The sequence below is a fragment of the Carboxylicivirga taeanensis genome (genome assembly GCF_051851475.1).
GTDB lineage: Bacteria > Bacteroidota > Bacteroidia > Bacteroidales > Marinilabiliaceae > Carboxylicivirga > Carboxylicivirga taeanensis.
Map to the genome: position 1 here is coordinate 87,355 of NZ_JBPUSJ010000013.1, position 14,421 is coordinate 101,775.

Sequence of the window (14,421 nt, forward strand, 5' to 3'; positions counted from 1 at the left end):
AAAGCTGTGATTAAACCGCTTTTGCACATTATAAAACTTTTCTCTCCAAGGAGGGGAAAGTTTTATAGTTTTATACGAGACCTTACAGGAGAGAAACCTGTGGATATTCAGCCCTATGAGCTGGCATTTATTCATAAGTCAGCTATGAAAAGAGGGACCGATCATCGCCCGCTTAATAACGAACGATTGGAGTATTTGGGAGATGCCATGCTTGGAGCAATAGTAGCCAATGTGTTATACCAACAGTTTCCCAATAAAAACGAAGGTTTTCTAACTAAAACACGTTCGCGTATTGTGAACCGGGGGCGGCTTAATGGTATTGCGCTTAAGATGGGACTCGGCCAATGGATTGATGCCCAATCGAAGATCGATATTGCCCAAACAAGTATTTTAGGCGATGCGCTTGAGGCTTTAATTGGTGCTGTATATGTAGATAAAGGTTATCAGGCGTGTGAGCTGTTTGTGACCGAACGCATCCTTAATCAGTACGTCGATCTTAAAGCGGTGGCTAAAAGAGATAGTAACTACAAGTCTTTACTGATTGAGCTCGGGCAAAAGAATAAACAAAGTGTTCATTTTATTACCGAAGAGAAGCACTTGTCTGATGTTGTTGCACCAATATTTGTGGCCCGTGCCGCAGTAGATGGGGAAGTAATTGGCCAGGGTGAAGGGTTTTCCAAAAAGGAAGCTCAGCAAAATGCGGCCAAAGCTGCCCTCGAAAAGTTGCGTAACGACGAAGTAAAATAGGTGATTAGCACGACTTTATACAAAAGCGCTGTTAATTAATGTTAATTAGCAAGATTAATCCCTTTAGCCTGCTATTTTTGTTTCTATGAGTAAGAAATTCATTCTTGGGCTTACAATTATTATGGCCATTGCACTGGTAGGTATTACTTACATACAGGCTATGTGGATTTTGAACGCTTCTGAGATTGAAGAAGAGCAGTTTGATCAGTCTGTTCGTCTGGCTTTAGATGAGGTCATCACCCGTTTAGAAAAAGATGAAATTCTTATGTACGATAGTCAGAAGCGACTGGCGGCGAGTAATAGCAAAGTGCCACCCAGTTTGCGTCATGATTCAAAGTATTTTAATAGTGATCAAGAGTCGCTTTTATCCACCAACCAGCAATATAAGTTTGAATTTAATCTGAACGTTTCAGCAGGTTACTACACAGCTTCGGCTTATATGCAAGATTCCTTATTGGCGGCCTATCAGGGTCCGGCATCCATCCGTGGTTTTGAGCGGACCGATCCTTTTACCGGAGCCATGCAGTCGATTCAAAACGATATCAGACAGAAAGCAGAGCAAAAGCGCGAAGCCTTGGTTAAGTCCTTGCTGGAAGATGTGCCCATTGAGCGTCGCATTGAAAATATGCGTGTAGAGCAGTATATTTTTGAGTACTTGCAGGGCAGGGGTATTACCTATCCGCATGAGTTTGCCATTATCAATTCAAGAGGCGAAACCGTTTTTCAGACCAAAGGGTACAACGAGGAAGAGGCCTCGTACATGTATCGAAAACATTTATTCCCCAACGATTTTCATGCACAGGCGAACTACCTGAATTTGCATTTTACCGAAAAGCCCAATCCCATGTTGGAGTCAATGGGCCTGGTAGTTCCGTCGGCCGCATTTACTCTGATTGTTATTTTATTGTCCATCGTAACCATTGTTATCATAGTAAGGCAAAAGCGCCTGGACCAGATAAAAAATGACTTTATCAATAACATGACGCATGAGTTCAAAACGCCGATATCCACCATTTCGTTAGCCTCGCAAATGTTAAAGGACGGTGCGGTGGCCAAAACGCCAAAAACCTTGCAACATATTTCGGGCGTTATTCAGGATGAAAGTAAACGTTTAAGTTTTCAGGTGGAAAAGGTGCTGCAAATGGCTATCTTTGAAAAGGGAAAATCAGGATTAAAGCTGAAACGACTGGACGTAAACGAACTTATTCATCATGTTACCAACAATTTCAGGATAAAAGTTGAGAATCAGCAAGGAAAGATTATTGAACGTTTAGAAGCAAAAAATAGTATAATTACTGTTGATGAGGTGCATTTTACAAATGTTATTTATAACTTGCTCGATAACGCTGTTAAGTACAGGAAAGGGGCTCCTGTATTGTACGTAAAGACATGGAATAAAAACAATGGAATTGTTATTTCTGTTAAAGATAATGGTATGGGGATATCAAAGGATAACCTCAAGCGAATTTTTGAAAAGTTTTATCGCGTACCAACGGGGAATGTTCATAATGTAAAAGGTTTTGGATTAGGCCTTGCTTACGTTAAGAAGATTATTGATGACCATGGAGGTCAGATATCCGTTGAAAGCGAACTTGAAGTTGGCACAAAATTTGACATTTTCCTCCCTCTAAAAAACACAAAAGAATGGAAAAAGAATATAAAATCCTCCTAACCGAAGATGACGAAAATCTGGGAATGTTGCTTCGCGAGTATTTAGAAGCAAAAGGCTTAAAAACTGATTTATTACCCGATGGTGAAGAGGGTTATAAGGCGTTTATGGCCAATAAATACGATATCTGCATCCTGGATGTGATGATGCCGAAAAAGGACGGTTTCTCGCTGGCAAAAGATATACGAATGGTAAACACCGAAGTACCGATCATATTTCTGACAGCCAAATCGCTTAAAGAGGATATTTTTCAGGGTTTCAAGATTGGGGCTGATGATTACCTGACTAAGCCATTTAGCATGGAAGAATTGTTGTTCCGTATTGAAGCTATCTTACGACGTACCAAAGGAGGCAATACCGCACAGGAATTTTACCAGCTGGGTAAGTATAAATTTGATACCCAAAAGCAGCAGCTGATTGAAGGGGATAACACCATTAAGTTAACCACTAAAGAATCTGAATTGCTTAAGTTGTTGTGTACGAATGCTAATAAGGTGTTGGAGCGTAACTTTGCACTTAAAACCATTTGGGTGGATGACAACTATTTCAATGCGCGAAGCATGGATGTGTATATCACTAAACTGCGTAAGCACCTTAAAGACGAGCCAAGTGTAGAAATTATCAATGTGCATGGTAAGGGCTATAAGCTGGTGATGTAATTTGAGACTATCGAAATAATTATAGATACACCGTTTGTCCTTTGGGGCAGGCGGTTTTTTTGTTTTCTTGCTTTCAATATGAGTTTAATTAGCTTAATGGAACTCAGTTTTTTAGTAATTTCAATGCTTTAATTTACTAGCCAATGGACTGCTTCAGAACACCAGTTGATGTTAAGCCCGGTGAGCACTTAATTGGGTATCACTCCAGGATGTTGTTTATGGGAAGCTGCTTTGCTTCAAACATCGGGCAGTATTTTGCTAATATCGGCCTCAATGCGCTGGTGAATCCTTTTGGTGTGCTTTACAACCCTTTCTCTATTGCAAATTCTCTGGAACGCCTCATTAAGGATAAACAGTTTACGGAGGATGATGTGCAGAATTATAACGGTTTATACCACACTTTTTACCATCATAGCCAGTTTAGTGCAATCGAGCCCGATGCCTTTCTAAAGGGCATCAATCAGTCATTCGAGGCGAGTCGGAACTTCTTGAAAGACACAGACGTACTCATTCTTACTTTTGGTACGTCCTGGGTGTACGAACATGTTGAGCAAGGCCTAATTGTATCCAACTGCCATAAATATCCTGCCAGCACATTTAAGCGCTACCGTTTGTCGGTGGATGAAATTGTGGAACGGTTTGTAAGGCTCATTGAGGGCGTGCGAGAAGTAAATCCTGATGTGAGGGTGATGTTTACCGTTAGTCCGGTCCGGCATTGGAAAGATGGAGCGCATGGCAATCAGTTGAGTAAAGCCACCTTACTATTGGCCATCGAACAGCTCATTGAGAAAGTGGATAATTGCGACTACTTTCCGGCTTATGAATTACTGCTTGATGATTTGCGCGATTACCGGTTCTTTGCCGATGATATGCTTCATCCTTCAGAAATGGCAGTGGCGTATATCCGACAGAAATTCATCGAAGCGCAATTTGATGAAACCGCTAAAACAGTGCTCGGGCAATTATTAAAGTTGCAGCAGGCGGTTCAACACCGACCGTTTAATCCTTCATCAAGCCAGCATCAGGCTTTTATTCAAAAACAGATAAGGAAATTAAAAGCTTTGCAGAGTCAATATCAAGGCTTAAACCTGTCGCCTGCTTTAGACGCTTTTATGCAACAGGTAAAATAAAAAAAAGCGGCTATCAGCCGCTTTTTGGTATGGTATTATGATGTTGATTAACCAATTACTTCCTTGTATTGCTCTGCAGTCAGAAGGTTATCGAACTCAGCAGTGTCAGTAACTTGCACCTTAATCATCCAACCGCGACCAAAAGGCTCTTTGTTAACCAGGTCTGGTTGATCTTCTAAATCCGGATTTACTTCGATAACTTTTCCGGCAACTGGCATGTACAAGTCAGAAACAGTTTTAACTGCTTCAATTGTTCCAAACACTTCTTCTTTATCAAGGTCTTCGTCTTCTGTTTCAATTTCAACAAAAACGATATCGCCCAACTCTCCTTGAGCAAATTCTGTAATACCAATGGTTGCTACATCACCATCAACTAGAACCCATTCGTGGTCCTTTGTATACTTTAGATTTTCAGGTACATTCATGATTGAACGATTTATTTTATTTACGATGATTCAAATGTAAAGAATTTATTAAAATATATCTATGACAAGTTTGACCATTTATTGAGTGATAAAGCAAAGTAGCTTTCTAAGTGTCATATAATCAGTTGTTAGTCGTTATGATTAAAACGTAAACCCTAATAAAAATCATGTATTAATTGGTGAACAAATGGCTGATGAATTGCACTGTAGTTAAGGTCCTGACGTTTTAACTGCCCTATTGCGCTAACGAAAAGCGGAAGCTGACTCCAAAATTCGAATTGGTAATAGGATAAGATAAGGATACATATGGTTTATTTATGTTGGTATCATAAAACAATTGCATATTAAATCGGTCGCTTAAGGCATAATCAGCTGTAATTTTTACCTTGGTGATTTTCTGACCTGCAGTTAGCTGATTGTAATTTTCCTCTATTTTTCGGATAAAACTAATATTGTCCTGAATTGAAAAGTCGGCACGAATATTCAAATCATTGCTCACCGATTTTTGACTACTTCCTTTCCCAAATATCAGGTTGAGTTTGTCAAAACGATAGCCCAGGCCAATAACAATTTCGTCGTTGTAGTTTTCAATCACCTGGTTGTTACCCATACTTAAACTAAGCGTGCGTGCCTTTTTTATTTCGGCGCGGGTGGTAATAGAGTTCGTCCAGGTGACATTAACCCCAATTAGCGGGCTAAATTGTTCTGATATAGTAATGGCATTTACATCGTATACCATTAACGGGTTGTCTACGCGCTCTTCAATGATGCGAGAAACATAGGCTCCCATGTTATAAGTAGAGCGGTAGGAGTGGGTTAAATCGAATGATTTAATCACCTTTTTAAAGGCTTTCACGCGCGACAGGCCGTCATAGGTAATGCGCCAGTTAGGCTGTATTTTTGAAAATCCGGGGAATTGCTCAGTGAATATGGAGTTGGCATCTTTTCCGGAGTACGCTGCCAAAAACGCAGGAATTAATACTTCCTGACTATTCTCATCAGCAATATTTAATCTGTTTGCAACAATGGTTCGGTTGGTTTTAAATTCTTCAAAGGTTGCGGAGGTGAGTTCACCTGCTTTTTCAGGCCTGTCAAAAGCTGTTTTAATGGCGTTAAAACTCATTGAAAAACGCCCATTGGCTGTTTGACCCGATGCATTGGACATGCCGCCCCAGTAATACTCATTGATGTTGCGCTCGTAGCTTCTGTCAGCGTTTAAGTCAATGCGCAAGCCGCGAATTGGCTCAAGCGTTACTTTTAACGAGAAGTCATCTCCATGGGTCATTACATATGGGTTCACCATGGTTGTGTCTTCAGTGAGCCAACCGTTATTAGCCGCTGATTTGGCAAAGTTGCGATCCTGCCAGCCTAAAATAAACGGCACACCTGGCGCTGTAAAGCTGGTGGATGTACCCATAAAGCCGGCATCTGGCGTGTAGCCTGGTAAAATGGTTCCGTTCTGTTGCGAGTAGGAGGCACTCACGTTTTTAACCGAGGTTAACAGTAAAGCTGAGTAATCAGCTATTTTTTGCAGCGGCGAATTGTTTTCTGTTATGGTGCCGGTCACCATAATGCGTGCCTTGTCAACAGATTTTTCGGGCGTAAATTCAACCTTGTTCTTGCCCATTGCTTTCACCTCTCCACGTACCGGTTTGCCCGTTGCATCAAATACCCTTACTGCTGTTTCGGTGGTTTTTAGCTTGTGATTAATAATCAGGGCCTCATTGGCAGTTAGTTCAACATTGGCTTCGTTGAAGCGTACGGTTCGTTTACCGTCATTGCTGCGGCTGGTTCTTCTGCGCGATGAGCGGTATTTCTTGTCCAGCTCTTCAAGGTACGATACCTTACGGTACAGAGTGGTCATGTTTAGTTGACCATTGCCCTGTACCACATTTGAATTTCGGATGGTATTTCCCCAGTCGGGCGTGAATTTATCTGCTTCGTTATTGAGCAGCGGTTGTGCCTCCCATTGGTACATGCCCCGATATTGAATATTGGCCGACGTAAAGTCGAGTAGCGGCAGTTTATTTATAGGGATGGCATAGCTCACATCAAAGTTATGCTGATAGGTAGTGGTGCGACCCATGCTTTTGATATTTTGCCATACTTCATCGCGCCATTCGTAGTAAGCATCGCGGTCATAATCTTTATTGACGGCTCCTTCCGGTTCGTCGATGCGGGCGTTGGTTATTGCCTTGAAGTTGAGCTTTAATGATTTGGTTAGGTTATAGCGCATATCGAAATAGCGGTTCCACTCAAAATCTTTAGAAACAGTTAAGGCCGGACTAATAGGAGAACTGGTGTTGTTACGCAGTTGCAGCTCCCGGTACTGCCTGTCAAATTCCCATCGGTAAGATATCTGGTTGGGCAGGTAATAAAAGTTAAAATCCCGCACCAAGGCCAGCGAATTACTTTTTATGCCCTTTTTAAATGGCTCTACTGCTTTAGGGCGGGCGTTGTAATTATAGGCCAATATGCCCCGGTAGTTTTTGTCTGTTGCATGCTCTGTATCCACATCATGCTTGGATGTTTCGTTGTAGGAGTAGGTGGCCGAGATGTTTGAAGGGCTGTAAAAATGCACCTTTTCGCCCAGTGGCTTCAGCTTTACATTAGTGAAGTTCACACTCTTTCGCTTAATCACATTTTGTGATATCGATTTGATTGAGTCACGAGCGGCTTCGTTTTCAGCGTTATCGAGTGCCACGTCTAAAGGAATATCCGGGTCGAGCGGATAATACTTTGGGCTTGCCACCGACTTGGAGTAGCCAAAATAGAAAGGTACGCTTAGTGCTGATTCAGGCCCTAGTAGCTTACCCAGTTCCAGATTGGTAGCTATGTCATATTGAAAGAAGTCTTCCTGACTGCGCTCCTGCACATTTTGGTCGATACTTCCCCATCCAACGGTGCTTTTCTTTCCGGCTACCGATACATTTCCTAAGTCGGCCAGCTTAACGGTCATGCGGGCATTGGCGGCCCATCCGCCTTCTTCATTGAAATCTGTGAGGCGCAGTTCATTCATCCATACTTCAACCGATTTGCTTTGTGAACCACGGGTGCGAACCCCCATTGTAATGGTTCGGATGTTGCTCAGGTTCGGGTTACCTTTAACCGACACAAAATTTGTTGGGGTTTCGGGGTCGGGCATTACATACACCTGGTTGAAGGTGAGAGTTGAGCCTTCTTTTCGTTTCTCATCATTACGCCTTAATTTAACCGATTGAAAGAGGTCGAGAGGAATATTCATCTCATTTTCTTCTGGCCAAACTTTGTAGCGTTCTTCAATAATATTGTTGTTATAATCGCCTTTGGGCGTTAGTTTAAGGGGAATTTCGTATTCGTAGTAGTTGTCGTTGTAATCGCTACCTACCCGGATAAAAGCCATCATCTCATTATCCTGCAAACCCCTGTCGTCAACATCTTCGGCATGGATAAACATTTTCATGCGCTGATACTGGCGGATATCGATGCTCACATTTTTGTAAACAGCGCGGGCATCACCACCGGCCAAGTTTTTCACTTTGAGTAGAAGGGCCTGCTCGTTGAGTTCTCTTAATTGTGGGTTGGCCGGGTCAATCACGCGGTCGATTCCAGGCGGTAATACGTAGTTAACCGGTTTCTTCTGAGTGCTTTCCTCGATGTTAACTACTGATACTTCAAACTCAGTGTTGGCATTTCCGGCTATATTATCGTAAAGTGAGCCGTTGAATTTGCGCCAGTCGGCCTTAATCAAATCGAGCGTTGCCATCCTCAGGATAGTGGTATCCTTAAAGCCTTTCATAAACATACGCATGAATCGAATGCTTCTTTTATCTTTTATAGACCCAATTGTTTCAGTTGGTTTTTCGATGGGAATCCTGAACAGGTACCAGTCGGCAAGTACCCCTTTTTTATCTTCACGCGTTCCTGTGCGCTTATCCACAATATACGGGTTGGACTCAATGCTCATGGTGTTTTTTGAGATGGGCACCCGGTATTGAAAGTAGCTTTCGTTTTCGCTAAGCGTATTGTCGTTGTTAATATCCTCCATGTCGGGAAGTGCCTTGGCCGCCCGTTTGGTGCCATCGCCTTCGTATTCCGAAGGAAGAGAGTTGCCTTCGGGGTTGTTAAACAGCTTGTAGCGGTCTAAGATGCTGGTTTTATTTTCATCGTGCTTACCGCCCAAAAAGTACAGAAAGTCATCGGATGCCGGGTCTCTAAGCAGTGCCTCTCGTGCCGCTTCTTCCAGGTTGGTTCCCATGCTTTCAATGATGTTCAAAAATGGGTAAGCTTCCTTGCGATAGAAGTAACGCTCAGCCTCAGAGTTCATCCCGTTAAGCCCCACATCTTGCGCCAGTCGTGTGGCTGCATCGTTACTAAAGGCATTAACCAGGTTTTGTTTACGCGATACGTAGCCCCATTGCGTAGAGTCCACATCGAAAGGTTCACCTGGCCCGGGTAAGCCATTTTCGAATGATTTACGGGTATCCCTTAAAATATCTTCAGAAATATTACCCAGGTTAAAAAATAGCTCCCCATTATTTTGCTCCAAATCATTATCATACACATAGGGATCCATCATCCAGAACTCGATGTACTCGATATTGGCCGCTTCAAAATCGTTGATGTCAATCTGACGCATCATACCGCCCCAGCGTTCCTCTGGTTCTTTCAGGCTACCATCGGGGTTGATACCATGACCAATCCCGTTGGTGGACTCCCCATTTGATCCGGCATCAAAGTTGTAGGGGCCGCGTTCGCGTGGGTAAAAGGCAATGTTTAAGACCGGCATGTTGGTTGGCTGGCCATATGGAGCCTCGCGATTGGGAAAAATTTCCTGCTCATATACCTCTCTTACAAGGTGGTTTTCTTTCTGTTCTTCATCGGCTTTAATATGGCCGGGTGTTTGCGTGCTTTTTCTCAAAAACAAGGGATCGATGGTGTACCAGGCAAAGCGAGCGCGGTTTACTCCCGACAAGAGGTTGTCGATGTACTTAGCTTCTTCAAATAAATCTTCTTGACCTTGCGGGGTGCTGGCCAGCTGCCAGGCCATCCAGTTGCGCATATCGTAGGGGATGCGAGTGCCTTCAAAATCATCAATGTATGAGGTACCCGATTCGTCAATCACCTTCGGGTGTCCGGGTATTAATTGGGCAAACTCCCCTTCAAAGGTTACGCTCGACATTTCTTTGGTTTCCACCAATGGCAGTTTGTCAATCACTTCGGTGATGCCCATCGACTCGGTGTAGAAAGAAGTGTTGAGGCCCCATATGGTGTTGGCGATAGGCTCGTCACCAATATTTACTTTTTGTGTTAGCGGCCGTTCGCGCAGGTGCATGATGGTACCGCCCACATTGAAGTTGTCATTGAACTGGTAGTCGAGGTGAGTACCCATTAATGTTTTGGTTTGCAGGGCAAATAAGGATTGGTTTTCGAGCGACACCTGAATTGGAGTGCCCGATGAAAGGATGCCCTGATTGATGATGCGCACCCGCCCTAAAGTATAATCAACCGTGTAATCCTGATTCTCAACCAGCTTGATACCTCCGGCGGTTACAATCACCGAACCTTGCGGAATATTCATGGCATTGAGCGATATCTCCGAACCGGAGCTCGACTTATAGCGCCCTTTTATTTTGTATTTATTGAGCGAAGCATCCTGTTCGGCCAGTACTTGTGTGCTGTCGTAAAGCGATTGAAAAACGTACTTTTTATAGAGCGGATCGCTGGGATTATTGCCAAATAATTGGGCCATATTGCTTCCGAAGGGTTCCAATACCGGAAAAATAATTCGTCCGTTATCTGGTTTGATGGTCAGGTTTTCAACGTAGTCAAAAATGCCATCGGGCTGATAATCGTTATTGGAATTGAGGTTATCCAGGTTCATCAGGCGGATGAACAGCTGTCCCATAACATCTTCTGGTCCTTCGGGCAAATAATTGATGTCGCCACCTGTACTGTCGTTGGTATAGGTCACATTCATCATAAAATCATCGCGGTTTACCTGATAGGCATTGATGGAGTAGATGTTCTTCATCATCAGATCCCACGTTGGATTTGTTTTGCTTTGGCCCGATACAATTATTTGGCCAGGCGAAAGATTGGTGGGCTTTAAAAGCTTCAGAAACAGCGTCTGTTCTGCTTCATTTTGGGTGTTGGAGAACTCACCTACCATAAAGGTTTGCCCGTTGTAGGTGTACTCATAAGCAATACAAAGGACCTCGTCGGCATTTAGAGAGGTATTTAATGAGATATAACCCAGCTTGGGCTGAATAGAGTATTCTGTGTCGGATAACTTACGCGCATTTTCCAGTTTTTCGTAGTCAATGGCGTTGTAGAACTGGTTGCTTTCCAGGTTCGAAAGCGTAGCCGTAACCCTGTTAATGTCGCGCACCGCAGAATAGGTTGTATTCATTTGGTCGTAAAGGTTGTTGGCATCGTTTTGAGGAGGAATGCCAGTTCGTCCTCCCCATAAACCATTGTTGTGGGTGTGATTATGCGGTTCTCCTAAATCGACAAAACCAACAATGTTACGCGATTCTTTAACATCACTCCGATTATTAGTTACCCATACTTCAACACGGGTAATATTGATTGGGCTATTGATGAGCGGCAAACGCTCCAAAGCGCGGTTATACCTTTCTCTAAAATACTTACTCAAAAAGAAGTGTCGGTTGCGGTCATACTGGTCGGCATGGATCTCAAACTCCTGTGTTTCGGCACCTCCCTCAATATTCATTACTGAGGTTTCGCCTTTTTGTTGTGAGAATATGCTGGTTACTGTAAGCTTACCAAACTGCATTTCGGTTTTTACACCAAATAGGCTCTGGCTTCCTGTTATCAGGGTTCCGGGCAGGGGCAGAGTAACATTACCGGCTTCCACTTTTTTCAGAATGTCGTCTTCACCGCCTTCGTACTCCAGATTAATCTGGTTTTCAAAATCAAAGGTGGCTTCGGTATTGTAGTTAACTCCCAGCTTCAGCTTTTCCCCAATGCTTCCACTCAGGTTCATCTGAATTTTTTCCTGAAAGTCAAACGTGGTCGTTTTTCTAAGGCGCTCCTGAAGCGTTGGGTTATCTATTTTTGTATACTGTATGCCCACCTTGAGTTCGGCCATGCCCTGCAGACGCACATTGATGGCATTACTTCCGAAAATACCTTCAAACGCTTCGCCACCCACATTTTTCCACATTTGGTTGAACACCGAATTGTCTCCAAACTGGTTGGCTTCTTCCTGTTGTTTCTGACGCCAATAAGAAATTACCGATTTTCTGGTATCATAATCGAGGTAATCCTCCAGTGGCATGGAATAGGGGAGGCGAACATCCATGTTTCCCACTTTCCGGTAGATGGTTACATTGCCGGTTTGGTAGTCGTACTCAGCTCTGTAATCAACGTTGGATGGATCACTGAGATCGATGCCACGATGTTCTTCCTGCTCTAATAGTGGATTGCCACTTCGGTCGTTAATCTGGTACTTCAGGTTAACGGGCTCCAATGGTTTTATGGAGTCTGGCTGCTGGTAATCGATCTGTTTATACTTACTGATTGTACCATGCAATGAGGAGGTACCACCAACTACAAGGGTAATGGTTAATACAGTAAAGGCAATCGTATATTGTAGTGTTTTTCTCAAAGATTTATTGCAATGTATTTAACTACATAATTTTTAGGGCCTGCTTGATCAATTCTTCCACTTTTAATTCAGGAGATTGTTTCAAAAGTTTATCAAGTGCTTTTTGTGCACTTGCCTTAACAAAGCCTAACATTACTAAAGCAGATAACGCTTCTTCGCGAATAGTATTGTCTTGTGTAGCGAAAATTTTCTGGTCAATAGGCTCCTTGCTTAATTTATCTTTGAGATCCACAATTACGCGTTGGGCTGTTTTTGCCCCGATGCCTTTTACGCCTTTAATTATGTTTACATTATCGGTTAAGATAGCGCCTCTCAACTCTTCGGCCGATAATGAGCTAAGCATCATACGGGCAGTATTGGCTCCAATGCCCGACACGGAGATGAGGTGGCGAAAAAGTTCACGCTCAGAGGGCTCGGCAAAGCCAAATAAGGCGAACGCGTCCTCACGTATGTTTTCATGAATAAATAATTGGGCTTCAGTTTTTCCTTCCAGATGCGAAAAGGTGTTGAGAGAGATTTGTAGAAGATACCCGATGCCATTTACATCAATAACGACATGGGTAGGACTAGCTTCGGCAATTTTGCCTTTAATATATTCGTACATGTGAATTAGGTTATGCGATAAAGATATAAAGGAAATAGCTGATGCAAAAATATTTGCATCAGCTATTCTGTATCTTATTCCTTATTGTTTATTTTTTAAGGGATTCCAGCCTTGAGCCTGCAGTTTCACTTCCTGATCGGCATTGGTTACGAGGTAGGCCCCTTTGCTTTCTTCGGTTACGTGTCCAACAATGTAAATGTTGATATCCCCGGCCTCCTTGAACTTCTCATAGTCCTGCTGACTGATGGTAAAGAGCAGCTCGTAATCTTCACCACCGTTTAGGGCCGTTACAAGCGGGTTAATGCCCATCTCCTCGGCCAGCATGGCTGTTGTTGGGTCAATAGGTATTTTGTTTTCATAAACACGGCAGCCTGTTTTTGATTGGGTACAGATGTGAAGCAGTTCGCTTGATAAGCCATCTGATATATCAATCATTGCAGTTGGAACAACCTCCAACTTGTGGAGCAATTCTGTGACTTCTTTTCTGGCCTCTGGTTTCAACTGTCGCCCCAGAATATAGTCATATCCGCTTAAGTCTGGCTGAACACCGGGGTTATCTGCATAAACGCGCTTTTCTCTTTCAAGTAGTTGAAGGCCCATGTAAGCTCCTCCTAAATCGCCGGATACACAAATCAGGTCGTTGGGTTTAGCTCCGTTTCTGTAGGTAAGCTTTTCTTTGTCGGCTTCACCCAGTGCCGTAATACTAATTGTGAGGCCTGTTAATGAGGAGGTCGTGTCGCCGCCCACCAAGTCAACATTATAGTGGTCGCAGGCTGCATAAATACCTTCATAAAGCTCATCGAGTGCCTCTACAGACATTTTTGAGCTAAGGCCTAATGAAACAGTAATTTGTTTTGGTGTGGCATTCATCGCATAAACGTCGCTCACGTTCACCACCACCGCCTTGTACCCCAAGTGCTTCAGGGGCGTGTAGGTCAGATCAAAGTGAATCCCTTCCAACAATAAATCAGTTGTTACTACTGTCTGCTTTTCATTAAAGTCGATTACTGCAGCATCGTCACCAACTCCTTTTACAGAAGAAGCATGCTTCAGCTTAATATTATCTGTTAAGTGGTGTATTAGGCCAAACTCCCCTAATTGTCCCAACTCTGTTTTTTTTACATCGCTCATAAGTGCTGTTTTGAATAACGTGCAAAATTAGCAATTGATTAGACGTGCCACAACCATTACAAGCCTATTTGTTAACTTTTTAATTCAGGTTGCCCAAAATGGTGTATAAACAGATGTTGGTTTCCGTCTTATCGGATAGATTATTTTTGAGGTTTTAAAGCTGGAGACGATTAATACAGTTGCATGAAGGATAAATGTTTTTTTTTATTGGTCCTCTTGGGATTGTGAGCCTGAACATTACAGCTGACGGGGCAAGCGGGTGGCAATATAAATCAATAAAAAACTTGCATCCTAATATCATATGATCTATATTTGCACTCGCAATTGAGACAGATAACAACGTGTTATTAAGATATATTGCGGGGTGGAGCAGTTGGTAGCTCGTTGGGCTCATAACCCAAAGGTCGTCCGTTCGAGTCGGGCCCCCGCTACTTCAAGTCGAAA

8 protein-coding genes and 1 tRNA gene are annotated in these 14,421 nt (G+C 43.1%); 5 read left to right on the forward strand and 4 right to left on the reverse strand.

Annotated elements, in window-relative coordinates; translation table 11 throughout:
* Positions 1-6 precede the first annotated feature (6 nt).
* From rnc to ACSX1H_RS16245, 4 genes are all read left to right on the forward strand, one after another.
* Positions 7-747 carry a ribonuclease III gene (gene rnc / locus ACSX1H_RS16230; protein WP_439185286.1) on the forward strand — a complete coding sequence of 247 codons (741 nt, stop codon included), beginning with the start codon at positions 7-9 and terminating at the stop codon, positions 745-747.
* Positions 748-832: 85 nt separating this feature from the next.
* Positions 833-2,419 (forward strand): sensor histidine kinase, encoded by a 1,587-nt coding sequence (locus tag ACSX1H_RS16235; RefSeq protein ID WP_439185287.1) that lies wholly within the window; start codon positions 833-835, stop codon positions 2,417-2,419.
* Complete coding sequence (rprY, locus tag ACSX1H_RS16240; protein WP_439185288.1) at positions 2,392-3,075, forward strand: response regulator transcription factor RprY; 684 nt, start codon at positions 2,392-2,394, stop codon at positions 3,073-3,075. The genes ACSX1H_RS16235 and rprY overlap by 28 nt, the downstream gene beginning before the upstream one ends.
* 143 nt (positions 3,076-3,218) lie before the next feature.
* Positions 3,219-4,205, forward strand: a complete 987-nt coding sequence (locus ACSX1H_RS16245) for a GSCFA domain-containing protein (RefSeq protein ID WP_439185289.1) — start codon at positions 3,219-3,221, stop codon at positions 4,203-4,205.
* A gap of 47 nt (positions 4,206-4,252) precedes the next feature.
* Here the strand turns inward: ACSX1H_RS16245 and gcvH are convergent, their stop codons facing one another.
* The 4 genes from gcvH to thiL form a co-directional block, all read right to left on the reverse strand.
* Positions 4,253-4,630, reverse strand: a complete 378-nt coding sequence (gene gcvH, locus ACSX1H_RS16250) for a glycine cleavage system protein GcvH (protein WP_439185290.1) — start codon at positions 4,628-4,630, stop codon at positions 4,253-4,255.
* A gap of 235 nt (positions 4,631-4,865) precedes the next feature.
* The gene (sov, locus tag ACSX1H_RS16255; RefSeq protein WP_439185291.1) at positions 4,866-12,242 is read right to left on the reverse strand and encodes a T9SS outer membrane translocon Sov/SprA; all 7,377 of its coding nucleotides are present in this window, start codon (positions 12,240-12,242) and stop codon (positions 4,866-4,868) included.
* A gap of 22 nt (positions 12,243-12,264) precedes the next feature.
* Positions 12,265-12,846 (reverse strand): Holliday junction branch migration protein RuvA, encoded by a 582-nt coding sequence (ruvA, locus tag ACSX1H_RS16260; RefSeq protein ID WP_439185292.1) that lies wholly within the window; start codon positions 12,844-12,846, stop codon positions 12,265-12,267.
* Between the two features lie 81 nt (positions 12,847-12,927).
* A complete protein-coding gene (gene thiL / locus ACSX1H_RS16265) occupies positions 12,928-13,977 on the reverse strand; it encodes a thiamine-phosphate kinase (protein WP_439185293.1) in 1,050 nt (349 codons plus the stop codon).
* 358 nt (positions 13,978-14,335) lie between these two features.
* Here thiL and ACSX1H_RS16270 point away from each other — a divergent pair.
* Positions 14,336-14,408: transfer RNA gene (locus ACSX1H_RS16270), tRNA-Met, on the forward strand.
* Positions 14,409-14,421 lie beyond the last annotated feature (13 nt).

Excerpts from the sequence above, each read along its gene's own strand:
- thiL (WP_439185293.1), bottom strand. The coding sequence starts at position 13,977 with ATGAGCGATGTAAAAAAAACAGAGTTGGGACAATTAGGGGAGTTTGGC.
- gcvH (WP_439185290.1), bottom strand. The coding sequence starts at position 4,630 with ATGAATGTACCTGAAAATCTAAAGTATACAAAGGACCACGAATGGGTT.
- ACSX1H_RS16245 (WP_439185289.1), top strand. The coding sequence starts at position 3,219 with ATGGACTGCTTCAGAACACCAGTTGATGTTAAGCCCGGTGAGCACTTA.
- rprY (WP_439185288.1), top strand. The coding sequence starts at position 2,392 with ATGGAAAAAGAATATAAAATCCTCCTAACCGAAGATGACGAAAATCTG.
- ACSX1H_RS16235 (WP_439185287.1), top strand. The coding sequence starts at position 833 with ATGAGTAAGAAATTCATTCTTGGGCTTACAATTATTATGGCCATTGCA.
- ruvA (WP_439185292.1), bottom strand. The coding sequence starts at position 12,846 with ATGTACGAATATATTAAAGGCAAAATTGCCGAAGCTAGTCCTACCCAT.